Consider the following 21,522-nt stretch of genomic DNA (forward strand, 5'->3'; position numbering starts at 1 on the left):
GATTTGAGAGTTTTACAATTAGGGAAGTTTTTTCCGCCCGATATTGGCGGGATTGAGACGATTATGAGCGATATTACAATCTCGCTAAATAATCGAAAAATCACCTGCGATGTGCTTTGCAGTAATTCAAAACCAAAATACAGCGAGCAGATTCTGCATTGTGGGGCGAAAATTATGCGCTGTGCGAGTTTTGGTAAAATTGCCTCCACTGCCATCGCACCGCAGATGATTTTCAAACTCCGCAAAATCATCGCAAATTATGACATTATCCACCTGCATTTGCCTGACCCGATGGCAAATCTCGCGCTATTTTTGGCAAATCACAAAGGCAAAAAAGTCATAATCCATTGGCACAGCGACATTGTGCGTCAAAAAATTTTGCTAAAACTCTATGCGCCCTTGCAAAATGCTTTGCTAAAAAGAGCGGATAAAATCATCGCCACAAGTCCCAAATATATCGAGTATTCGCCACTTTTGCAGAGATTTTCACATAAAGTTGTCGCAATTCCTATTGGGACGCATTCATCGTTTAGAAGCGATATTTATGATGCAAAGGCGAGTTTTGAGAAAAAGAGCATTTTTGCGCTTGGGCGGATGGTGCATTACAAGGGGTTTGAATATTTGATTGAAGCGATGAAGTTTTTGCCCGAATTTCATTTATTTATCGCCGGTGGCGGGGACAAAAAAGAGAGTTTGGAGGGTTTGATAAAAGAGTTAGATTTAGAGAGGCAAATCACGCTTTTAGGCGAGATTGACAATCGGTGCAGAATCTATCATTACAACACAAATAGCATTTTTGTTTTGCCCTCAATCAACCGCAGCGAGGCATTTGGCGTGGTGCAAATCGAAGCGATGAGTTGCAAAATGCCCGTAATTTCGACAAATATCAAAGGCAGTGGCGTCCCGTGGGTGAATAAGGACGGAGAGAGTGGCGTAGTCGTCCCGCTTGGCGATGGGAGGGCGATTGCGGATGCGGTTTTGCGAATTATGAGCGATTATAAAAAATTTAGCGAAGGTGCGCAGAGGCGGTATTTGCAGTGCTTCACGCTAGAAAAAATGATAGATGAAATAATCGCACTTTACAAAAAAGTAGGGGGAGAGAGATGAATTTTATAGTCTTATTTGGTGGGGCGAGTTTCGAGCACGAGATAAGCGTGGTGAGCGCGATTACGCTAAAAAAAGAGTTGCGAAATATTTCGCATTTTGTGTTTATCGATGCGGAAAATGAAGCGTTTCTAATCCCGCAAAATGCGATGAAATCAACGCATTTCAGCAGTGGCGCGTATAAAAATGACGCAAAGTTGAGTTTTACAAAGGGCGGATTTGCGAAAAAATCGCTGTTTAAAAGCGAGATTCTGCGTGGGGTGGTGGTAAATCTCATACACGGAAAAAGTGGCGAGGATGGGCAGATTGCGGGGATTTTGGACTTTTATGAAATCCCATTTATCGGTCCGCGAATCGAAGCAAGTGCGATAAGTTTCAGCAAGGAACTCACAAAACTTTACGCAAAATCGCTTGGCGTGAAGGTTTTGGACTATAAAATCGCAGAATCTAATAAAACTTTGGCAGATTCTGCAAAAATCGCAGAATCTAGCGCGAAATCGCAAAATCTAGCGAATTGTCCGTCATTGCGAACGAGCGAAGCGAGTGTGGCAATCCACAAAATTTGTGAACAAAGCGAAGCAAATATCCATAAAACAGATTCGTGGATTGCTTCGGCAAATCAAAATTTGCCTCGCAATGACAAGACGGAGGCAGATTCTGCGAAAATTGCAGAATCTTCCGTAGATTCTGCGAAAAATCCGCCTGTCATTTTGAGCGAAAGCGAAAAATCTCTATTAGATTCTGCGAAATTTAGCGCAGATTCTGCGACTTTCCCCTGCATTATCAAACCCGCGCATTTGGGGAGTTCGATAGGCATTGCGGTGGCAAAAACGATGGATGATTTCTCTTACGCGCTAGATTCTGCCTTTGAGTTTGATAGTCGCGTGATAATTGAGGCGTTTTTCCCGCATATTAGGGAGTTTAACTTGGCGGGGTGTAAGATAAATGGCGAGTTTGTTTTCTCTATAATTGAGGAAGTCAAAAAGGATGAATTCTTCGCATTTGAGGACAAATACTTGGATTTTCAAGGCGATGGCGCAAAGAAAAAAGAGGCGGATTTGAGTGCGGAAATGGCGGAGAAAATTAAGGAAAATTTTAAGGCGATTTATAAAAATTGCTTTGAGGGGGCGATAATTCGCTGTGATTTTTTTATGCTACAAAATGAAATTTATCTAAATGAGATAAATCCCATCCCCGGCTCAATGGCGCATTATTTATTTGATGATTTTAACGCTGTGGTGCAGAATCTCGCGCAAAATTTACCACAATCACAAAAAATCAAAATAAAATATCAATACATCTCCAAAATCCAAGCACAAAAGGGGAAATAATCCCAAGCTAGAGAGGCAAGCAAGACTGCCACTAGTCGCTTGGAATCTAGTGGCTCGGCTTATCTTAGTAGCACCTATTGACTAGCAAGAAAAATACTAGTATAATCGCTACCAAGATTTTCAGAGAAATCTTGCTTTTCATAGCCTTAACCTCCTTTTGTGTGGATTAAGGCTACCTTAGGGAGGTTGCGTCTCTCTAAGGCAACCTCAAAGCGCATTATAGCATTTTATAAATCAATTATATCAATCTCCCATCACAAGCATTTCTCCGTCAAATTCGCCAAAAAGTTGCGGTGTGTGCGTGATAAAAATATAACTTATCGCATTTTGCCCTTGCCACTGCGCTAAAAATCGCAGAATCTTTTTAGCGATACTCAAATCAAGCGGGGCGGTAAGCTCATCTAAAATCAGCACTTTTGGATTTAAGAGCATTGAGCGAATTAGCCCCACTCTTTGCGCTTGTCCGGTGCTAATCTCGCGTGCCTTGCGCTCCATTATCGCTGAATCTAGCTCAAATGCGCCAAACATCTCATTTGCCTTATCAAAATCACTCGCAAAGCCAAAATTTTCGCACACGCAAAGCAAATCTTTGATTTTTCTTTGCGGATTTAAGGCGAGTTTTTGCTCTTGAAAAACATAAGAAATTTTCTGCCGTAACTTTCTTTGCGACTCAAAGTCTAATCCCAAAATGCTCTTTTCTTCAAAGAAAATTTCGCCACAGCTTGGCGATTCAAGCATTGCGATGATTTTAGCAAGAGTGCTTTTGCCGCTGCCACTCTCGCCACAAATTATAAGATTTTTGCCACATTCTAAATCAAAATTTACATTTTCAAAAATGCTTCGCTTCTCGCTTTTTAAATACAAGTGCCGTTTGAATCGGTAAGATTTGCCTAAATTGCGCACTTTTAGAAGCATTACTTGCCTTTATAGAGTTGCAAAATCTCTTTGCCATACTCACTTTTTGGCGTGCTAAAAAAGTCCGCCACACCGCTATTTTCAGCCACCGCGCCATTTTCAAGCACGATAATTTCATCGCTTAAAAGCTCCACGAACTCCACATCGTGCGATACCAAAATAAGCGTTTTTTCGCCCTTTAACGCCTTAAAAATATCCGCGATATTTTTCACATTCGCCGAATCTAGCGCACTTGTGATTTCATCACACAGCAAAATCTCCGCCCCCAAGCTCAACGCCAAAGCGATTTGCACCCGCATCGCAATCCCCGCGCTTAATTGATGGGCAAACGAATGCCAAAGCAACTCGCAATCATTTAGATTTAGTCGCCTAAACCACGCAAATGCGACATTTTTTCGCTCTTTTTTATCGCATAAATTTTTACCACGCAAACTTCTATCACGCAAACTTCTATCACGCAAATTTTTATCGAATCTAGCATTCTCTTTTAAGTGCATTTCAAAAATCTCGCCAATATTTAGCAGTGGGTGAAAACTACCCCTTGCATCTTGAAAAATAAATCCCACCTTTTTTCGCAAACTTCGCAAATTGCGATGATTTAGCGGTGAATCATTTGCGATTTGTAAGCTCTCCGCGCAAATTTTTAAGCGCGAATCACACAGCGCAATTAGCGATTTTAAAAGCAGAGTTTTACCCGCGCCACTTTTGCCAAGAATGCCAAGCGCGCGATTTTCGCCTAGCTCAAATGAAATATTTTTTAGCAAACTTCGCCCATCTAAAAACACGCAAAGATTTTTCACACTAATCAATTTTCACCCCTAAATCATCTTGCAGATTCTGCGATAGTGCCAAAAGTGGCAAGATTAAAAGTAGCAAAAATGCGCTAGGATAGGCGACTAACCACCACGCACCGCTAAAAATCGCCACTGCCCCTTCGCTTAAAAGCACACCTAAACTCTCACACTCCAATCCCACCCCAAATCCAAAAAAGCTCAAAACCGCTTCGTGCGCGATAGAATGAGCGATATTTATAATAAAAAGCACGGCGATTAGATTCACACACAAGGGCAATAAATCCTTGCAAAATGCGCGAAATTTCGATGCGCCAAGCGAAATAGCGCAAAGGTAAAATTCGCTTTTTATAAGATTTGCAATCGCAGAATCCACCACCTTTGCGATAAATGCGAAGTGCCCAAGCGCAATCACAACAATCATCGCAAATAATCCCCCGCCAAACAAACTTTGAAAAAACGCCACCATTAGCAAACTAGGCAACGCCAAAAGTCCGTCCAAAACGCGCATAAAAAATTCATAAAATATAACTCTCGCAAAAATTACAAAAATAATCGCAAAAAAAATGGAGAGAAGCGATGCGCCAAATCCCACAATAAGCGAGATTCGAAGGGCATTTGCGATTTTTGTAAATAAATCTCTCCCAAGCAAATCCGTCCCAAAAATATGCGCGAAACTCGGCGGGAGATTTGAATATGCCAAATCACTCGCAGAATCTTGCGCAAAAACCGCCATAATCGCGCAAAACACAAGCGGAGTAAGCAAAAAGGCGACTTTATACATAAGCATTTCGCCTATCTAGCGCGTTTGCGATTAGCTCAGCAATCGTATTTAGCGCAACTACGGCAACCACGCTCAAAAGCACCACCGCCAAAACCACAGGATAATCCTTAAAAATAATCCCCCTAATCGCCAAACTCCCAATCCCGCCGCAAACAAACACGCTCTCAACTACATAAATATTCATCAAAAATGCCACGCAATTCGCGCAAAAATACGCAATCATCGGGGCAAACGCACTTTTTAGCACCAAATGAAAGTAGATTCGCCACTCGTTTAATCCCCTTGCACGGGCAGATTCGACGAAAGATTGATTTAAGCAATCAAGCAAAATTGTCCTAAAAATCCGCGTAAAAACGCCCAAATGCGCCAACACAAGCGCACTTACAGGCAAAATAAGATGTGTTGCGCGATTTAGCAAATCGCCTTCAAATCCAATATCCGCACTCCCCGAACTTGGCAAAATCCCCAAATACACGCTAAAAAACAAAATCAAAAGCAAACAAATCGCAAATGACGGCATCGCAAAAAAACTAATCGAAATAAAATTTATGATTTTATCGATGAATCGCCCCCTAAATCGCACACTAACCAACGCCAAAAGCAAACTTAAAATAAAAATCAAAACTAGCGAAACGCCCCCAAGTATGAGCGTCTCCCCCAATCGCTCAGCGATAATCGCACTAACACTCTCGCCACTAATTAGCGAATGCGACAAATCGCCCTGCACCACGCGCTTAACCCACGCAAAATATTGCGTATTTAGCGGTTTGTCTAAATTGAGATTTGATTCAATCTGTGCCTTTATTAAATCGCTCACGCCTTGCGGACTTTTGGCATAAACTACGCTCCCCTTGCTAAAATGCACCATCGCAAAGCACACATAACTCACCGCAAAAAGCAAGATGACAAGGGATAAAACGCGCTTTAAGATAATCAAACTACTCTTTGCTCCACTGCCACGCATTCCACGCGAATCCTACGCCGTGATGCCCTAAAATGTGCGGTTTTATGCCTTTAATATTACTTGCAAAAACAAGCGGAAAATCCAAATACACCAAAAATAAAAACGGCGAATCGCCTTGAATCGCTTCTATAAAATCCGCATAATATTTTTTGCGAATCGCTGAATCTTGCGAGTTTCTCGCATTTTTTAGCGCGATATCAACGCCTTTATTGTTATACCCACCAAAATTCCACACGCTTTTTTGCGAACTCTCAAACACACGATAAGTATGCAAATCAGGGTCAAAAGGACTTCCCCACCCCACCAAAAAACTATCGATTTTCGTGTAGTCAAAACTGCCTGCGGGTTTTGCGTGGATTTTTGTTTTAACGCCTATTTTGGCAAATTCGGCGGATAGTAGCTTGACTAATGCCACGCGCAAGGGGTCATTACTCATCGCATACATTTCAAACGCCAACTCCACGCCGTTTTTCTCAAAAATGCCATTTTTATTTTTCGCCCATCCGCCATTTTGCAAAATATTCTCCGCTTTTTTGGGATTATACTCGTATTTTGCGAAGTGCGCGGGATTTGCCCACGAATTTTGCAATGGGTGATAAGCGGGAGTGCCAAGTGAATGAAGCAATTTTTGCGCTATCATCTCCCTATCCACCGCATAATTTAGCGCATTTCTAACCGCCAAATCCGCCAAAATAGGATTATTAAAATTATACGATAAAGCGCGATAATCGGCGGATTTTTGCACTATTATCCTAAAACGCGCGTCATTTTTAAAGCTTTTTGCCATCTCAAACCCCACCAGCGACACATCAACGCTACCATTTTTCAGCTCAATGGCACTCATATTTAAATCGCTAATGTGCCGAATGATGAGTTTTGGCGTCCGCACCGCGCCTAAATGATAGTTTTCATTCGCGCTTAATGCGATATACTGCCCTTTTTGCCAATGCTGAAACTTAAATGCGCCCGTGCCTATGGGATTTTGATTGAATTTTGTGGTGTTTAGATTTTCATTTTGCAAGAGATGAAATGGGATTATCCCCACGCTCATCGCGTCTAAAAACGGCGCAAAGGGCGATTTTAGCGTGATTTTGATATGAAAATCATTTATGATTTGGACTTTGTCTATCATCTCAAAGTTTGCTTTAAGTGGCGAGTTTAGCGCAGAATCTAGTAGCGATTGTAGCGTAAATGCAACATCTTTTGCGCTAAACTTCGCTCCATCGTGCCATTTCACGCCTTCTCGCAAGTAAAAGTCATAGATTCGCCCATCTTTGCTAATCTCCCAGCGTTTCGCCAAGTCGCCCTGTGCGCGCATATTTTCATCGAATCTAATCAAACCAGAAAAGATTAGTAGCAAGGACTCATCGTGGTCTTCGCTAAAAAGCGGATTTAACCGCTCGCTTTGATTTTCTACGGCGATGATGATTGTATCTTTTGGTGTTTTGCTGTGCGTTTTGTTTTGCGTTTTGCTTGGCGGAGTTTTGCCCCAAATCACGCCACAAACTAGCACACATAAAACGCAGAATCTAGCGATTTTCTTAATCATTTTTCACCCCCATTTTCGCTTTCATTTTTCATTTTTCGCTCCCATTGTCGCTTTCATTTTTCGCTCCAATTTTTAAAAACCGCAATTTTAGCAAAAAATGCTACAATTGCACTTTTATTGACTCTTGATTTTTACGCAAATTTCACGCAAAAAAGGACATATTTGGCAAAGCGAAGCATTATTTTTAACTCCCAAAAATTCGCCATTAGTTATAAAATCATCGATAATAAAAGCGAGGATTTCGCGCTATTTTTGCACGGGTGGGGCGCAAATAAGGAACTTATGGAAGGTGCATTTGGAAGGCGGTTTCAAAACATAAATCATCTTTATGTCGATTTGCCCGGATTTGGCGGAAGTGAGAATGAATTCATCTTAGATTCTGCGAAATATGCGGAGATTCTGCGAATTTTTTTAACTTCGCTTAACATTATCCCAAAAATTATTTTTGCACATAGTTTTGGCGGAAAAGTCGCAGTGCTTTTAAATCCGCCAAATTTGGTGCTTTTGAGTTCCGCAGGGTTACAAAAATCGCAGAATCTAAAAGTGAAATTAAAAATAAAATGCGCTAAAATTGCGAGATTTTTTGGCATAAAAGCAAGGTTTTTGATTTCACAAGACGCCAAAGATTTGCCAAAAAATATGTATGAGACTTTTAAGATTGTCGTGCGTGAGGATTTTAGCGAGATTTTTTCGCATTTAAAGTCAAAAACGCTGATTTTTTGGGGCAAAGATGATGACGCCTTGCCACTTTGCGTGGGGGAGCAAACGCACAAACTCATTGCAGATTCTGCGTTTTTTGCGCTAAAAGGCAATCATTTTTTCTTTTTAGATTCTGCGAATTTAGCGCAGATTGAGGACATTACAAATGATAGGATTTTAAGATGAATTTTTCAATAGATTTTTTTGAAGCATTTTTGGCGAAACTCGCGCCATTTGTGGAGCATTCCGTTACGACGCAAGTGACAAATTTTATTTTTATGCTCTCACTTGGATTTTATCTAATCCAAAGTTTGCAATGGTTTAATTACAGCATTTGGCGCATTTTAACCAAGCACACGAAGTATCAATGGCATTTGTTTTATGTGATTTTCCCAAGTGCGATGTTTTTTGTGATGGGGAAATATTTTTGCTTTTATTTGGTGGTGCATTTAATCGCGTTAAGTGCGTGGTTTGCGAAGTTAGATAAGAAATTAGTTTGGACTAATCGCGTTAGGCGATTTTTTGCCACTTGTGTGATATTTTTAGGTATTGAAATCGCACTTGATTTAATCTTTGAAATGCCTTATTTCTCGTGCTTTGTGACGCTTGGGGTGGCGCTAGTTGTCTCAAAAATTAGCGAATTTGTGATAATGCTTCAATATAGAAGTTTGGCAAAAGAGAAACTCTCCGCAATGCCAAACCTCAAAATCATCGCAATCACCGCATCTTTTGGCAAAACAAGTATGAAAAATTTCATAAACGAACTTCTTTGCAAAAAATATAAAACCTACGCAACGCCCCGCAGCGTGAATACAATCGATGGCATTATCGCAGATATTAACGATAATTTAAGCGAGGGGACGGAAATTTATATCGTTGAGGCAGGTGCGCGAAAACGGGGCGATATTGCCAAAATCGCGCATTTTTTAAATCATCAAATCGCCGTGATTGGCGAGGTGGGCGAGGCGCATTTGGAGTATTTCAAAAGTATCGAAAATACCCGCGCTACGAAATATGAGTTAGTTCAATCGCCAAATTTGACGCATTTGTATTTTTTCAAAGATAATTTTAACTTTGGCACTCCGCAAACGCCCGCCAAAATCACGCCCTTCCCCTGCGAAGTGCAAAACGCAGAATCTACGCTTTTTGGGACAAAATTTAGACTTGATTTTGGAGAAGATTCTGCGGATTTTGAGACGAAAATTTTAGGACGCTTTAATATCACAAATATTTCGGTGGCAGTGATGATTGCAAGGGATTTGGGTGTGGAGATGAGCGATATTGTAAAAATGGTGGAAAATCTGCACTTTATCCCGCACCGCTTGGAAAAAATCGAGGCAAATGGCAAGGTGATTTTGGATGATAGTTTTAATGGAAATTTGAACGGGATGAAAGAGGCAATCCGCCTTAGCGCAAAGCACACAGGCGGGAAAAAGATAATCGTAACGCCCGGACTTGTGGAGAGTAGCGTGGAGAATAACACGCACCTTGCGCTTTTGATTGATAAAATCTTTGATATCGCCATAATCACGGGCGATTTGAACTCCGCACTTTTGGCGCGGAATATCACTCACGCGCAAAAGGTGATTTTGCAAGATAAGGCGGATTTGCAAAATATTTTGGCGTCTTTCACGCACAGCGGGGATTTGATATTGTTTGCAAATGATGCGCCAAATTATATTTAAGAGATGGTGCGAGATTCTGCGATTCTGCGAGAGTGCTTTGATTTGGCGAGATTCTGCGAGAATGATTAGATTCTGCGAAAATACGCTAGATTCTGCGCTAAAAATCGCAGAATCTGCATAATTTTTGCTAAAATCGTAATATTTTTATGAAAAAGGATTGACGCAATGGATATTTTATACGCGCCGTGGAGAGAGGCATATTTCAGCGAAAAGCCAAGTGAGAAGCAAAGTGACTGCGTGTTTTGTGGCATTTCGCAAAGTCCAAAAAACGACAGCGCAAACAAAGTCATTTATCGCAATGATGAGCTTTTCATCGTTATGAATAAGTTCCCCTACACGCCCGGGCATATTCTAATCGTCCCGCACACGCACGAGGATTCGCCTGAAAAACTGCCGAGCGACATTTGGCTAAATCTCTTTAAAGTCGCGCAAGATTCGATGCAAATCCTTTATGATTACGGCGCAAGTGGCATAAATATGGGTATGAATATCAAAAAAAGTGGCGGAGCGGGGATTCCTGCGCACTTGCATTTGCACCTTTTGCCTAGATGGGATGGCGATACAAATTTCATCACCGCAATCGCGGGCGTGCGAAGCTATGGCATCGACTTTGAGCGAGTTTATCAACAATTCGCAGAATCTGCCAAGAAATATTTGCGTTAAAAAATGTTATAATGCGAAATTTTAATTTTTAAGGGGGAAAAAAATGGGACTTAGCGTTTGGAATGTAGTGGTTATTTTGGCGGTGATTTTGCTACTTTTTGGGGGCAAAAAAATCCCCGAACTTGCAAAAGGTTTGGGCACAGGGATAAAAAACTTTAAAAACGCTGTAAAAGACGATGAGAGCGATATAAAAACGATTTCAAAAGACGAGCAAAACGCGCCAAAAAACGATGAGCAAAAAGCGTAAATGCAAAAGCAAATAAAGTCTGTTTTAGATTCTGCGTTTGCGGAGTTTGCGGGAGATTCTGCGGAAGTTATCTTAAATGTGCCAAAGGATTCAAATTTAGGGCATTTTACCACGCCTTTGGCTTTTAGCTTGGCAAAATCGTTGAAAAAATCGCCAAATGAAATCGCCAAAGATTTAGCGCAAAAATTGCAGAATCTGCCCGAATTTAGTCGCAATTTTAGCAAAGTGGAAGCGGTAAATGGCTATGTGAATCTATTTTTGAGTGATGAATTTTTGGCGGAATTTTCGCGTGTGGTTTTAAAAAATGGCGATTTGCGGGGTGAATCGATTTCAAAAAAATTCATTGCGGACACAAATAAGGTAGATACTCACGCAAAGAACGCACACACCAAGCACGAACACATTTTACTTGAATTTGTCAGCGCGAATCCCACAGGACCGCTTCACATAGGACACGCTAGGGGCGCGATTTGGGGCGATACACTTGCGCGAATCGGACGCTTTTTGGGGCATAAAATCATCACTGAATATTACATAAATGACGCGGGAAGTCAAATCGAAAATTTGGTAAATTCTGTGTTGAACGCGCTAAATGTGCCATTAGATTCGCAGAATCTGGACGCAGAATCTACGCAAAATCTCTATAAAGGCGCGTATATCGTGGATTTGGCAGATTCTGCGAAAAAACATTTTGGGGCGCAAAATCTTACCAAAACCCAAGATTTGCGCGATTTTTGCGTGAAACAAATGCTAGATTTGATAAAGGCAAATTTGCAATCCGCAAACATTAGCTTTGATAATTTTGTAAGCGAAAAATCGCTAATGCCAAAGCTAGATTCTACACTAGCACGACTAAAATCAAACGGCGCATTATACGAAGAGGGTGGCAAAATTTGGCTAAAATCCACGCAATATGGCGATGAAAAGGATAGAGTGATTGTGCGCGAAAGCGGCGAACCAACCTATTTAGCGGGAGATATAGTCTATCACAACGACAAATTTTCACGCGATTTTGATAGATACATAAACATTTGGGGCGCAGACCATCACGGATATATAGCGCGAATCAAATCAAGCGTGGCATTTTTGGGATATGATTCATCAAAACTTGAAGTGCTTTTATCCCAAATGGTAAGCCTTTTAAAGGACGGCGCACCTTACAAAATGAGCAAACGAGCGGGGACTTTTATCCTAATGAGCAAGATTATCGATGAAATCGGCATTGACGCACTGCGCTTTGTATTTCTCACCAAACGCGCCGATACGCATTTAGAGTTTGACATCACAAGCCTAAAAGCACAAGATTCAAGCAATCCCATTTTTTACATAAACTACGCAAATGCGCGGATTCACACGCTTTTAGGCAAAAGAGATTTGGGCGATTCGGCAGATTTAAGCGAATCAAGCGATTTTGACTTTGCAAATTTGGAGCGCGAATGGGTTGATTTGCTATTTTTCGCGCTATTGTTGCCACGAATCTTAGAAGTCGCATTTGATGAAAGGGCGATGCAAAAACTCCCCGAATACCTTAAAAATCTGGCTTCAAAGTTGCATTTTTGCTACAACTCTTTTAAAATCATCGGTAGCGAAAATGAAAGAGTGATTTGCAATATCCTAAAAGTCGTCTCACTATCCATCACAACGGGCTTAGGTTTGATGGGCATAACCGCCAAAACCAAAATGTAGATTTGCTAAAAAGGGCGCAAAATGGGCGATACAAATATCGATGAGATTCAAGTCGCAGTCATCGGCGGGGGAAATTGGGGACGCGCACTCTCTTATGCGTTTAGCCAAAAAAACAATGTCGGCATTGTCTCACGGCGCAAGTTAAAATTTTTAAACGCCATCGCCACGCATAAAGTTACGCAAATTAGCCTAAAATCCGCCCTAAAATGCAAATATATAATCATCGCCATAAAAAGCGAAGCAATGCGGACAATGCTTGATAAAATGCGCTTTTTGCCCGAATCTATCGTGCTAATCGCGTCAAAAGGCATCGAAGTAGAGAGTGGCGCATTTATGAGCGATGTTTTTGATGAAGTCTGCGCGAAAAATAGCGCAAAACATACAAATGTCGGCTATCTTATGGGACCTAGCTTTGCAAGTGAAGTGCTGGAGGGAATGCCCTGTGCGCTTACCATTCACACAAAGGCGCAGATTGCGGATTGCGCGAAGATTTTTCCAAATTTTATCAAAGTCTATATAAATGATGATGTCATCGGTGGCGAAGTGGCTGGGGCATATAAAAACATTATCGCCATTGCGGCGGGAATTTGCGATGGTTTGCAGCTTGGCAATAACGCAAAGGCTTCGCTTATTGCGCGTGGGCTGGTTGAAATGGCGCGATTTGGGGAGTTTTTTGGCGCAAAAGAGAGCACATTTTTGGGATTAAGCGGGGCTGGGGATTTGTTTTTAACGACAAATTCGTTTCTTTCACGCAATTATCGTGTGGGTAACGCTTTGGCAAAGGATTTGCCACTAAATAATATTTTGGATTCGCTAGGCGAAGTGGCGGAGGGCGTTTTTAGCACAAGGGCAGTGATGAATCTTGCCAAAAAGCACAATATTTATACGCCGATTGCATCGCAAGTCTATGAGATTTTGGAGGGCAAAAATCCGCGAGTTAGCGTAAAAGAGCTACTTTTGCGCGAATTTGATGATGAATGTCAGTTGGATTTTTTGAAGTAGATTTTGGATTCTTAACCAAATTTTGATAATTGATAGGTAAGATTTTCGCTTTAATTTCAACAAAAAGGACAGAAAATGAAAAAAGCATTAGTTTTGGCGTTGGCAAGTGTATTTTGCGTGGCGTTGAGCGCGGCAGATTACGCGCTGGATAAATCGCATTCGCAAGTGGAGTTTAAAATCAAGCATTTGGCAGTCAGCAATGTAAAGGGCAGTTTTGGCACATTTGATGGCAAAGTTAGCGCGGAAAATGGCAAACTAACCGCGCTAGACGGCGAAGTTGATATAAATTCTATCAACACAAATAATAAAAACCGCGATGAGCATTTGCTAGATGATGACTATTTTGGCGCGAAAAAATTCCCCAAAGCGACTTTGAAGCTAGTGAAAATGAAGGGCGACAGCGGGACATTTGAACTGACAATCAAAGGCGTTACAAAGCAAGTTAGCCTAAATGTCGAAGTTTTTGGCGTTACCAAAGATGAGCGCACAGGGCAAGAAGTCATCGGGCTTAGTTTGAATGGCAAAATCAATCGCAAGGATTTTGGCATAGCAAAAGGCACACCAAGCGCAGCGTTGGGTGAAGAAGTGAGTCTTACAATCGACATTGAAGGACGAAAATAAATAAAGCGCGATTGTCTCGTGGTGACTTTCGCGGGAGTTTGAAAAATTCTCGCTCAATGAACTATTAGTTCTATTTTCGCTCGAATTTTTCGGCATAACCCACGAAATCCCCTCACGATACTTCCGCGCTTAGATTCGCTTGAATCTTAAAAAAACAAAAAACGCCGTCATTGCGAGGCGAATCGGCGAATCGAACGCAAATTGTAATTTTTTCGTCATTGCGAGGGCTTTTGTAAAAAAGCCCGAAGCAATCCAAATTTAGATTCTGCGAATCGCAGAATCTAATGAAAAAATAGCGAAAATCTCGCAGATTCTGCGTTAGATTCGTCATTGCGAGAATTTACGAAGTAAATTCGTGGCAATCCAAAAAAAAATAATTCGTGCGAAGCACCCAAAACTCGCCCGCTTCGTGGTGCAAAAAATCGGATTCAAGGTTGCAGTAGTGCAACCGCCGATTTTTTGCTAGAAGCGGATTAAGCGAGGCTCTCCCCCTAAAAGCGAAAAAGCGGCTGCTTTTTGGCGCGTAGGGGGAGCGGGGCGAGGGGTGCAGCCCTTTTTGCGAGAAAAAACAAGCGAATCTAATCCAAAAAACGGCGAAAATATCGTAGATTCTGCGAATCAAACTAAAAACGAAGAATCTCGCAATGATGATGTAAAAAAACGCAGAATCTACGCCAAAAACGCAGAATCTAAAAAGAGATTCTTTGCTTCGCACAAAGCGATTCGCTCAGAATGACAATTTTAATGTGGATTGCCACGCTCACTTTGCTCGCTCGCAATGACGGCGTAATAATTTCGCAGAATCCCATAATGACGATTCATTCGCGCTTTTTCACTTGCCAAAAGCTGTCAAAAGATTTTATAGATTTTGTTGCGTTGCAAAGATTTGATAAAATCATCAAATGCCAAATTTGCGCCCTAAAAGCGTCGCCATAAAGCATATTGCGCCCAAATGCCTTTGTGCGAATCCCTAGCGAAATTAAAATTAGTGGCGTGTCAAAATGGCTGTGCGATATAGCGCATTGCTAAAACTTATACGCATAGCCCAAATTGATATAGCTAATCCCCGCTCCCCATCCTTTCTCAACATTAGCAATTTCTTTTGTTTCTTTGCCCAAATCTCCAACACCACCAAAGCGAAAGGTTAAATACAGCTGATGAGAAATATCTATGTAATAATGCAACCCTATACTAAATTCATACGCAGCGATAAACATATTCCAACTCGAAGTTGCGCTAGTTGTATTTTCATAAAATCTAGCTTGTATATTAAATCCAAGTGGCGCAAAATGCACTCCAAGCGTGTGGCTATCAATGTTTAAAAAATCCCAAATAAATTGCGGTGAAATTCCTAGCGTAAGGAAATGTATTTTACCTTTGGCATATTTACGATTATCCTGATAATATAAATACTTAAAATGTCCTGCTAGTCGCATCCCCAAGTGAAAGTATGGCTTATCATAAAAATACCATTGATAGCCACCAATCGCACCTATATCAAAGGTAGGCGCAAATCCAAACTCCGCCCCTACAAATCCACCCTCTTTTTTCTCTAATGGCGTGTGCCACTCTGCGCTATATGCACTTGATAGCAACGCACAAATAGCTACCACGCCACAAATCTTATGAATCTTAAAAAATCTTTTCATTTTATAATCCTTCCACATTAAAATTTATACGAATAGCCAAAATACACTACTCCAGAGTGATTTCCCGTAGAGCCTGTTGTTTGCTTTGTTCCCTTTAAATATCCCTTGACATAATGCGCCATATGCTTTGTAACCCAATGATGCTGATAGGTTACAAAGATTTGATGGCGGATATTGTAATAGTATTGCAAACCAAAGCTGATATAATATTTGTTGAGATACACCCTAGTTTCGCCTGCTCTGGTAGATTTAGAGTTAATAGGCTGTGTAAATGAGACACCATTTTGCATTGCAGTTATATAACCTTTGGTAGTGTTATGTATGTCAGCTTCAAATTCAACACTGCCATTAAATCCCACAGGCGAGAAATGCACCCCAAGTGTATGAGCCCCTCTATCCAAAAAGTCCCACAAAAATGACGCTTCCGCCCCATAATACAATGTATGTATTAAACTCCACGAAGTTGTTTCAGATTCTCCAAGAACGGTAGCACTATCCTTTCCACCATAAATATATCCAGCATTATTTCCCGGTTCAAACTTTATGCCATTTATTTCTTTGTGATATACCATTCCATATCCAAAAAATGCTTTAAGCCGCACACCCAAATTAAAATGTGGCTTATTATAAAAATACCATTGATAGCCACCTATTAGATGTATAGGCATATTTACTTCGGGATACCATTTTCCATAATATGTTCCCGCAGGCGATGGTGTGGTCCAATCATTGGCTTTATATATGACAATGGTAGATTCTACGCCTACAAATCCGCCCGTTTTATTGTTGCTAGATGGGTTTATTGTAAGATAATCAGCGGAATTTGAATCTGTGGTTTTTTGAATAGTTTTGGTGGATTTTTTAGTGGATTTGGGTGCTTTTAGAGATTTTTTCCCCCCCCCCAATTTCATCTGCGAAAACAACGCTAAATGCGCCAATCACACAAAAAGCTAGGAAAGTCACAGCAAATACCTTGCAAATCCTATCATATATCACTAATGATTGTATAGAAAGTCCCATAAAAAGTCCTTTGTGTTATAAAAATTCAAAATGCAAAAGTGGGATTATAACAACAAACCGAAAAATTTATATAAAATTTTGTCAAAATCTATAATAAAAAATTTATCTTAATTAGATTCTGCGATTTACTCAAAAATCGCCCCAAATCTCGCAGAATCTACTTAAAAAAAGCAACATTTCGCAGAATCTAGCGCAAAATCAATCGCAGATTCTGCGATTTACTCAAAAATCGCCCCAAAATCCGCAGAATCTCCCCTATTTTGCAAATAAATTTTGTGGCATTGTTTGTGAAAATTGCTGTGAGAGCGCAGAATCTGCCCCCAAATCATCGCTGTTTAGTCGCTGATTTAGCGCGAGAGTTAGCGCATTTATCTCATCTAATTTTTGCGCACAATAGGCAAGTGGCGCGTTGTGATTTAGCGGATTTTCCACGCACAGCGCAAATTCCCTGCCATTCACCACGCAAGATAGTTGCGTCCCAAACAACGCCACACCGATGAATTTCGTCCCATCCACGACATATTTTAGGTTCGCAATGTGCGTGCTTTTCTGCATTTTTAGCATTGCGGTTGTGCTGTCATTTTTCTCACTTTTTAGCATTTCGTCAATCCACTCGATTTTTTCGCTTAGATTTTTCACCTTTGCCAAATTTATGTTAAGCACCTGCACCGCGCCGATAAATTCATTTATCCCTTTCATACTCTCTCCAAAATTGTGAATTTGCGTTTTTGACATTTCATTTGGCACAATCGCGCCGCTATCGATATGCTTTTTAAGCGTGTTTAAAAAATCATCATTCATCCTAAAATCCTCCGCATAAAGCGATTTAAGCAAATTTTATTCCACGATAAAAATTGCAAATTTCGCATTTCAAATTTCGCAGAATCTGCTATAATTTCGCTTTTTTAAATCTAAATTTTGGTGGTAGAGTTTTTTGAGAATTTTTGCGTTGATTTTGCTTTGTGTGCTTTGTGTTACGCTAAATGCAAGGGTGATTGATTTTGATTTATACAAATTAGATTTTGCGAGTGGTGCGCTAGTTTTGGCAGAATCTAATGATGATTTTGCGATGGATTTTGCGAATCTAAACTCAGATTCTGCGAAAAATCCAAAAGATTCAGCGAATCAAAACCCGCAAGATTCTGCGAAAAACCCGCAAGATTTTGCGCAAGATTTAGCGAAAAATCCAAAAGATTCAGCAAATCGCAATTTAGATTCTACGCAAACCCCCGCTTTGCTTATTTTATCAGGCATTCAAGGCGATGAGCCGGGCGCATTTAACGCCACTTCGATTTTGATAAAGCATTATAAAATCACAAAGGGCAATCTTTGGGTTGCTCCAAATCTCAATCAGCACAGCATTTTAAAAAACAATCGCGGGATTTATGGCGATATGAATCGCAAATTTGCCCACCTAAATCCTAGCGACCCGGAGTTTAGGGCGATTCAAAAGATAAAGGCGTTGATTTTAAATCCGCAAGTGGGGAGCATTCTGCACCTGCACGATGGGAGCGGATTTTACCGCGAGAGTTATATCAGTCCCTTGCTAAATCAAAATCGCTGGGGTAACTGCTCGATAATCGACCAAGAGACGCTATTTTCGCAGGGCGATTTGAATCAAAATATTACACAGATGATAAATCACATAAATGACAATCTTCTCGCCGAGCTGCACCGCTACCGCATTCGCAACACAAACACGGCGCAGGGCGATGATGAGCAGATAAAAAGTCTCACTTATTTCGCCACGCAAAATCACAAAATGGCATTTGCAAGTGAAGCAAGCAAGGCACTTTCGCTTGATAAGCGCGTGTATTATCATTTATTAGCGATTGAAGGGATGATGCGAAATTTTGGCATTGAGTTTGAGCGGGATTTTGAGCTAAATGTGCCAAATATTCGCGCTAAAATCAACGATAAAAATATGGATATTTTGATTGCGGGGCGGGTGTTTTTGCCACTACATAATCTAAAAGCGCAACTTAATTTTTTCCCCCTGCCAAAGGGCGATGTGGCGTTTAAGAGTAATACGCCGATTTTGTGGTTATTCAAAGATGGCGCGAGATTTCGCATAAAAAATGGCAATCGTGGCGTGGTGGTGTTAAATCCGTTTTTTATCGATTTTGATGAGAGTTTGGAGAGCGCGAAGTTTGTGATTGACGGCGCGGAGGTGGAGGCAAAAATCGGCTCTGTGGTAAAAGTCAAAAATAGTTTTAGCGTGAAAAATCTCCCCTACCGCGTGAATGTGATTGGATTTAATGGCAATGGAAGCGAAGTGGATGTCGAAATAAAACGGCGCGATTTGATGGGTAAATTTGCGATAGATAGGGCAAATACGAAGTTTCGCGTGGAGTTTTATAAAAACGCAGAATCTAGCGGAGAATTTAAGGAAAATGCGGGAGATTCTGCGAATTTAGATTCTGCGAAAAATATGGCAGATTCTGCGAATTTGGATTCTGCGACTCGTGCGAAAAACGCAGAATCTAGTGGAAATTTTGGGGGAGATTCTGCGAAAAAAGAGAAATCCACAAAAGAAAAATTCGCAGGTATGATAATCGTAGATTTTAGCGATTAGATTTTGCAAAATCGCAGAATCTAGCGGAGATTCTGCACTATATTCTGCGATTTAAAGAATTTCATATTTTAAAATTTCCGCCCATTTCATATCTTTCCCGCACTCTATTGCAACTCTATTTCCCACCAGCGAAAATAGCGGAATATCACTCGGGCAATCGCTATAAACAAAACTTTTCTGCAAGTCAAATTTGCTTAAATCAAGCATTTTGGCGAGTTTGTAAAGTTTGCGATAATGCATTGTGTGAATGCCTTTGATGTCGCCACTCAAAACGCCATTTTGCGCTTCTAATTCGAGTGCTATGATATTTTGTATCTCAAAAAATTCTGCAAAATATTTTATGTAAATCTCTAATCCACCAGAAACAATTGCTATGCAGTGATTTTGCGCTTTATGCCATTGCAATCTATCGATAACCTTTTTATTTGTGTGCGTCAAAAGATATTTTGCGTAATCTTTGGCGAGATTCTGCGCGATTTCCTCGCTAAATCCGCGCAACTCTTCAAACTGCGCATTTTTATAATCAAAAATTTTTAGTGGCACTCGCCTATAAATCCTACTAAAAAATCGCCTACGAAATGCGCGAAATCGCCCTTTGTAGTGTGGATTCTGCGATTTTATTATGTTTAAAAATGGAGGCACACTTTGAAATGGGACCAAAGTCTCGCAAAAATCAAAAATCGCCAAAATTTTCATTTTCCCCCTCCAAATAAATCTTTTAGTCCCGCTAAAATCGCATTGTTTTCATCTTTTGTGCGAGATGAAAGGCGGATGAATTCGCCTTCTAATCCAATCTTATCATTGCAATTTCTTGTGTAAATTCCGTAATTTAGAAGCATTGCATTGACAAAATCCTGCGATTTCATTGCGTTTGTGAGTTCCACCAAAGCAAAATTTGCCTTTGATGGATAGACTTTTAATCCTTTGATTTGCGATAATTTTGCAAAAAAATCTTGCGTTTCTTTGATGTATTTTTTGCGAATAATCTCGTATTTTTCCCTAAAATCCGCTCTTTCATACACGCCAAAAAAGTATTCTCCAAGTCCGCTTATATTCCACAAATATCCATTTTTTAGTAACATTTCGACTTTTTCTTTTTGCATTATGGCGTATCCTGCGCGGATTCCAGCGATACCAAAATCTTTTGACATTGATTTGATTAAAATCACATTTGGAAATTTTTTGAAAAACCAAGCATAAGAAATGGGCGATAATCTCTCATCATCAAAAGCAAAATGCAAAAAACTCTCATCAATAATGATATTTTCCACAAAACTCAAACTTCGCAGAATCTCTTCCATTTCAACGCCTACAAAACCGCCATTTGGGTTGTTTGGATTGATTAGCACGATACTTTGCGGACGCACTTTTTTCACAAAATCAATGTAGTTTTTTGGCGAAAGTTGATAATCATTATCTTTTTGCAAGGGGTAAAAAATCACCTCCACTTTATCTTTGCAAAACTCATAATACGATGAAAAAGTAGGAATATTTATGATGATTTTCCCCTTTACAAAATTATGTAAAACCGCCTGTATTGCTTCGATTGCGCCATTTGAGATAAAAATATTTTGATGTGAGATATCTAAAATATTCTCTAATTTTTGAGCGATGATTGCATTTTGCGATGGGTAGAATTCAAGCACATAGCGCAATTTCGCAGAATCTAGCAAATCTTTTTTGAGATAATCCAAAAATAATTCCGTGGCGTATGGATTTGATAAAAAACAAGCATCGATTTTTATTTGAAGTTGCGGGATTTCCTTTTTGATAGTGGCGATACTTGGCGAGTGCGTGCCAGAGGCACATTTCAAATCATATAATTTTTTTGCGATATTTTTCATTTTGCCCTCCACGCAGCACCTAAAATCTCATCATATTTCGCAGGGTAAAATTTATCCGTGCCACACATTGGCGTGAAAGTAAGTTCGCCCGCAATCGCCCTTTTGCCCTCCGCAGAATCTGCTTCATATAAATCAATGCGCACATAATCAAATGGATGTGCCAAAATTTCTGCGATTTGCTTCATTTGCAGGAGGGATTTTGGAGGTTGCGGGAGTGCTTTTAAAACATTGCTTTTGCCTAAACCAAACGCCGCTTTTTTCCAATCCATCGTAAAAATACTACGACAATAATCTTGCGTCCATCGATTTGCGGTTACTTGAATGAAATTATTTGCATTTTTTGTCCCAAAAATATGAAATTTATAGGTCGTGGGGTCGCTTCCATTTTCATAC

Annotated in this window: 26 protein-coding genes and 1 pseudogene; 14 read left to right on the forward strand and 13 right to left on the reverse strand. The window is 40.4% G+C overall.

What is annotated here, in order from left to right; all coding sequences use genetic code 11:
- Positions 1-3 precede the first annotated feature (3 nt).
- From ACWIUE_RS10150 to ACWIUE_RS10160, 3 genes and pseudogenes are all read left to right on the forward strand, one after another.
- The gene (locus ACWIUE_RS10150; RefSeq protein ID WP_454136640.1) at positions 4-1,107 is read left to right on the forward strand and encodes a glycosyltransferase; all 1,104 of its coding nucleotides are present in this window, start codon (positions 4-6) and stop codon (positions 1,105-1,107) included.
- A pseudogene (locus ACWIUE_RS10155) lies at positions 1,104-1,535 on the forward strand (D-alanine--D-alanine ligase); the annotation flags it as partial. The gene ACWIUE_RS10150 and the pseudogene ACWIUE_RS10155, both read left to right, overlap by 4 nt.
- The gene (locus ACWIUE_RS10160; protein ID WP_454136663.1) at positions 1,521-2,435 is read left to right on the forward strand and encodes a hypothetical protein; all 915 of its coding nucleotides are present in this window, start codon (positions 1,521-1,523) and stop codon (positions 2,433-2,435) included. The pseudogene ACWIUE_RS10155 and the gene ACWIUE_RS10160, both read left to right, overlap by 15 nt.
- 243 nt (positions 2,436-2,678) lie before the next feature.
- Here the strand turns inward: ACWIUE_RS10160 and ACWIUE_RS10165 are convergent, their stop codons facing one another.
- The 5 genes from ACWIUE_RS10165 to ACWIUE_RS10185 are packed head-to-tail and all read right to left on the reverse strand — an operon-like array spanning position 2,679 to position 7,438.
- Positions 2,679-3,350, reverse strand: a complete 672-nt coding sequence (locus tag ACWIUE_RS10165; RefSeq protein ID WP_454136641.1) for an ATP-binding cassette domain-containing protein — start codon at positions 3,348-3,350, stop codon at positions 2,679-2,681.
- A complete protein-coding gene (locus ACWIUE_RS10170; RefSeq protein ID WP_454136664.1) occupies positions 3,350-4,150 on the reverse strand; it encodes an ATP-binding cassette domain-containing protein in 801 nt (266 codons plus the stop codon). The genes ACWIUE_RS10165 and ACWIUE_RS10170 overlap by 1 nt, the downstream gene beginning before the upstream one ends.
- A gap of 1 nt (position 4,151) precedes the next feature.
- The gene (locus tag ACWIUE_RS10175) at positions 4,152-4,925 is read right to left on the reverse strand and encodes an ABC transporter permease (protein ID WP_454136642.1); all 774 of its coding nucleotides are present in this window, start codon (positions 4,923-4,925) and stop codon (positions 4,152-4,154) included.
- Positions 4,918-5,889 (reverse strand): ABC transporter permease, encoded by a 972-nt coding sequence (locus tag ACWIUE_RS10180; protein WP_454136643.1) that lies wholly within the window; start codon positions 5,887-5,889, stop codon positions 4,918-4,920. Before ACWIUE_RS10180 ends, ACWIUE_RS10175 begins: the two co-directional genes overlap by 8 nt.
- Entirely contained in the window at positions 5,864-7,438 is a 1,575-nt protein-coding gene (locus tag ACWIUE_RS10185) for an ABC transporter substrate-binding protein (RefSeq protein ID WP_454136644.1), read from the reverse strand. Before ACWIUE_RS10185 ends, ACWIUE_RS10180 begins: the two co-directional genes overlap by 26 nt.
- Positions 7,439-7,600: 162 nt before the next feature.
- Here ACWIUE_RS10185 and ACWIUE_RS10190 point away from each other — a divergent pair, with 162 nt between their 5' ends.
- The 8 genes from ACWIUE_RS10190 (at position 7,601) to ACWIUE_RS10225 (ending at position 14,041) form a co-directional block, all read left to right on the forward strand.
- Complete coding sequence (locus ACWIUE_RS10190) at positions 7,601-8,323, forward strand: alpha/beta fold hydrolase (RefSeq protein ID WP_454136645.1); 723 nt, start codon at positions 7,601-7,603, stop codon at positions 8,321-8,323.
- Positions 8,320-9,822, forward strand: a complete 1,503-nt coding sequence (locus ACWIUE_RS10195; protein ID WP_454136646.1) for a Mur ligase family protein — start codon at positions 8,320-8,322, stop codon at positions 9,820-9,822. The genes ACWIUE_RS10190 and ACWIUE_RS10195 overlap by 4 nt, the downstream gene beginning before the upstream one ends.
- Positions 9,800-9,943, forward strand: coding sequence for a hypothetical protein (locus ACWIUE_RS10200; protein WP_454136647.1), 144 nt, complete (start codon positions 9,800-9,802; stop codon positions 9,941-9,943). Before ACWIUE_RS10195 ends, ACWIUE_RS10200 begins: the two co-directional genes overlap by 23 nt.
- Before the next feature lie 44 nt (positions 9,944-9,987).
- Positions 9,988-10,485 (forward strand): HIT family protein, encoded by a 498-nt coding sequence (locus ACWIUE_RS10205; protein WP_454136648.1) that lies wholly within the window; start codon positions 9,988-9,990, stop codon positions 10,483-10,485.
- 43 nt (positions 10,486-10,528) lie between these two features.
- On the forward strand, positions 10,529-10,732 hold the full coding sequence (locus tag ACWIUE_RS10210) for a twin-arginine translocase TatA/TatE family subunit (RefSeq protein ID WP_454136649.1): 204 nt from the start codon (positions 10,529-10,531) through the stop codon (positions 10,730-10,732).
- The gene (argS, locus tag ACWIUE_RS10215) at positions 10,733-12,418 is read left to right on the forward strand and encodes an arginine--tRNA ligase (RefSeq protein ID WP_454136650.1); all 1,686 of its coding nucleotides are present in this window, start codon (positions 10,733-10,735) and stop codon (positions 12,416-12,418) included.
- 45 nt (positions 12,419-12,463) lie between these two features.
- Complete coding sequence (locus ACWIUE_RS10220; RefSeq protein WP_454136665.1) at positions 12,464-13,420, forward strand: NAD(P)H-dependent glycerol-3-phosphate dehydrogenase; 957 nt, start codon at positions 12,464-12,466, stop codon at positions 13,418-13,420.
- A gap of 75 nt (positions 13,421-13,495) precedes the next feature.
- Positions 13,496-14,041 carry a YceI family protein gene (locus ACWIUE_RS10225; RefSeq protein ID WP_454136651.1) on the forward strand — a complete coding sequence of 182 codons (546 nt, stop codon included), beginning with the start codon at positions 13,496-13,498 and terminating at the stop codon, positions 14,039-14,041.
- Positions 14,042-14,153: 112 nt separating this feature from the next.
- On the opposite strand, the gene ACWIUE_RS10230 is transcribed toward ACWIUE_RS10225, so the two are convergent.
- Complete coding sequence (locus tag ACWIUE_RS10230; protein WP_454136652.1) at positions 14,154-14,372, reverse strand: hypothetical protein; 219 nt, start codon at positions 14,370-14,372, stop codon at positions 14,154-14,156.
- A gap of 213 nt (positions 14,373-14,585) precedes the next feature.
- Here ACWIUE_RS10230 and ACWIUE_RS10235 point away from each other — a divergent pair, with 213 nt between their 5' ends.
- Together ACWIUE_RS10235 and ACWIUE_RS10240 are read left to right on the forward strand one after the other, a co-directional pair.
- Positions 14,586-14,777 carry a hypothetical protein gene (locus ACWIUE_RS10235; protein ID WP_454136653.1) on the forward strand — a complete coding sequence of 64 codons (192 nt, stop codon included), beginning with the start codon at positions 14,586-14,588 and terminating at the stop codon, positions 14,775-14,777.
- Positions 14,774-14,977 (forward strand): hypothetical protein, encoded by a 204-nt coding sequence (locus ACWIUE_RS10240; RefSeq protein ID WP_454136654.1) that lies wholly within the window; start codon positions 14,774-14,776, stop codon positions 14,975-14,977. The genes ACWIUE_RS10235 and ACWIUE_RS10240 overlap by 4 nt, the downstream gene beginning before the upstream one ends.
- 89 nt (positions 14,978-15,066) lie before the next feature.
- Here the strand turns inward: ACWIUE_RS10240 and ACWIUE_RS10245 are convergent, their stop codons facing one another.
- From ACWIUE_RS10245 to ACWIUE_RS10260, 4 genes are all read right to left on the reverse strand, one after another.
- Positions 15,067-15,690, reverse strand: a complete 624-nt coding sequence (locus ACWIUE_RS10245; protein WP_454136655.1) for an outer membrane beta-barrel protein — start codon at positions 15,688-15,690, stop codon at positions 15,067-15,069.
- A gap of 17 nt (positions 15,691-15,707) precedes the next feature.
- On the reverse strand, positions 15,708-16,595 hold the full coding sequence (locus ACWIUE_RS10250) for a hypothetical protein (RefSeq protein ID WP_454136656.1): 888 nt from the start codon (positions 16,593-16,595) through the stop codon (positions 15,708-15,710).
- The gene (locus ACWIUE_RS10255) at positions 16,552-16,710 is read right to left on the reverse strand and encodes a hypothetical protein (protein WP_454136657.1); all 159 of its coding nucleotides are present in this window, start codon (positions 16,708-16,710) and stop codon (positions 16,552-16,554) included. The genes ACWIUE_RS10250 and ACWIUE_RS10255 overlap by 44 nt, the downstream gene beginning before the upstream one ends.
- Before the next feature lie 255 nt (positions 16,711-16,965).
- Positions 16,966-17,544 (reverse strand): flagellar FLiS export co-chaperone, encoded by a 579-nt coding sequence (locus ACWIUE_RS10260; protein ID WP_454136658.1) that lies wholly within the window; start codon positions 17,542-17,544, stop codon positions 16,966-16,968.
- 100 nt (positions 17,545-17,644) lie between these two features.
- Here ACWIUE_RS10260 and ACWIUE_RS10265 point away from each other — a divergent pair, with 100 nt between their 5' ends.
- Complete coding sequence (locus ACWIUE_RS10265; RefSeq protein ID WP_454136659.1) at positions 17,645-19,285, forward strand: M99 family carboxypeptidase catalytic domain-containing protein; 1,641 nt, start codon at positions 17,645-17,647, stop codon at positions 19,283-19,285.
- Positions 19,286-19,336: 51 nt separating this feature from the next.
- Here ACWIUE_RS10265 and ACWIUE_RS10270 read toward each other — a convergent pair whose 3' ends face one another.
- The 3 genes from ACWIUE_RS10270 to ACWIUE_RS10280 all read right to left on the reverse strand — a co-directional run.
- A complete protein-coding gene (locus tag ACWIUE_RS10270) occupies positions 19,337-19,981 on the reverse strand; it encodes an HAD-IB family hydrolase (RefSeq protein WP_454136660.1) in 645 nt (214 codons plus the stop codon).
- Positions 19,978-21,129: an aminotransferase class I/II-fold pyridoxal phosphate-dependent enzyme gene (locus ACWIUE_RS10275; RefSeq protein WP_454136661.1), complete on the reverse strand. Its 1,152-nt coding sequence runs from the start codon at positions 21,127-21,129 to the stop codon at positions 19,978-19,980. The genes ACWIUE_RS10270 and ACWIUE_RS10275 overlap by 4 nt, the downstream gene beginning before the upstream one ends.
- A partial coding sequence (locus tag ACWIUE_RS10280; RefSeq protein WP_454136662.1) for an ATP-grasp fold amidoligase family protein occupies positions 21,126-21,522 on the reverse strand: 397 nt, incomplete at its 5' end. The genes ACWIUE_RS10275 and ACWIUE_RS10280, both read right to left, overlap by 4 nt.

It is taken from the genome of Helicobacter sp. 23-1045 (assembly GCF_053654655.1).

What these genes read in the sequence shown, in the direction of transcription:
- ACWIUE_RS10165 (WP_454136641.1), bottom strand. Translation starts at nt 3,350, where the DNA reads ATGCTTCTAAAAGTGCGCAATTTAGGCAAATCTTACCGATTCAAACGG.
- ACWIUE_RS10175 (WP_454136642.1), bottom strand. Translation starts at nt 4,925, where the DNA reads ATGTATAAAGTCGCCTTTTTGCTTACTCCGCTTGTGTTTTGCGCGATT.
- ACWIUE_RS10180 (WP_454136643.1), bottom strand. Translation starts at nt 5,889, where the DNA reads ATGCGTGGCAGTGGAGCAAAGAGTAGTTTGATTATCTTAAAGCGCGTT.
- ACWIUE_RS10185 (WP_454136644.1), bottom strand. Translation starts at nt 7,438, where the DNA reads ATGATTAAGAAAATCGCTAGATTCTGCGTTTTATGTGTGCTAGTTTGT.
- ACWIUE_RS10195 (WP_454136646.1), top strand. Translation starts at nt 8,320, where the DNA reads ATGAATTTTTCAATAGATTTTTTTGAAGCATTTTTGGCGAAACTCGCG.
- ACWIUE_RS10200 (WP_454136647.1), top strand. Translation starts at nt 9,800, where the DNA reads ATGATGCGCCAAATTATATTTAAGAGATGGTGCGAGATTCTGCGATTC.
- ACWIUE_RS10205 (WP_454136648.1), top strand. Translation starts at nt 9,988, where the DNA reads ATGGATATTTTATACGCGCCGTGGAGAGAGGCATATTTCAGCGAAAAG.
- ACWIUE_RS10210 (WP_454136649.1), top strand. Translation starts at nt 10,529, where the DNA reads ATGGGACTTAGCGTTTGGAATGTAGTGGTTATTTTGGCGGTGATTTTG.
- argS (WP_454136650.1), top strand. Translation starts at nt 10,733, where the DNA reads ATGCAAAAGCAAATAAAGTCTGTTTTAGATTCTGCGTTTGCGGAGTTT.
- ACWIUE_RS10225 (WP_454136651.1), top strand. Translation starts at nt 13,496, where the DNA reads ATGAAAAAAGCATTAGTTTTGGCGTTGGCAAGTGTATTTTGCGTGGCG.
- ACWIUE_RS10230 (WP_454136652.1), bottom strand. Translation starts at nt 14,372, where the DNA reads ATGACGAATCTAACGCAGAATCTGCGAGATTTTCGCTATTTTTTCATT.
- ACWIUE_RS10240 (WP_454136654.1), top strand. Translation starts at nt 14,774, where the DNA reads ATGACAATTTTAATGTGGATTGCCACGCTCACTTTGCTCGCTCGCAAT.
- ACWIUE_RS10245 (WP_454136655.1), bottom strand. Translation starts at nt 15,690, where the DNA reads ATGAAAAGATTTTTTAAGATTCATAAGATTTGTGGCGTGGTAGCTATT.
- ACWIUE_RS10255 (WP_454136657.1), bottom strand. Translation starts at nt 16,710, where the DNA reads ATGGGACTTTCTATACAATCATTAGTGATATATGATAGGATTTGCAAG.
- ACWIUE_RS10270 (WP_454136660.1), bottom strand. Translation starts at nt 19,981, where the DNA reads ATGAAAATTTTGGCGATTTTTGATTTTTGCGAGACTTTGGTCCCATTT.
- ACWIUE_RS10275 (WP_454136661.1), bottom strand. Translation starts at nt 21,129, where the DNA reads ATGAAAAATATCGCAAAAAAATTATATGATTTGAAATGTGCCTCTGGC.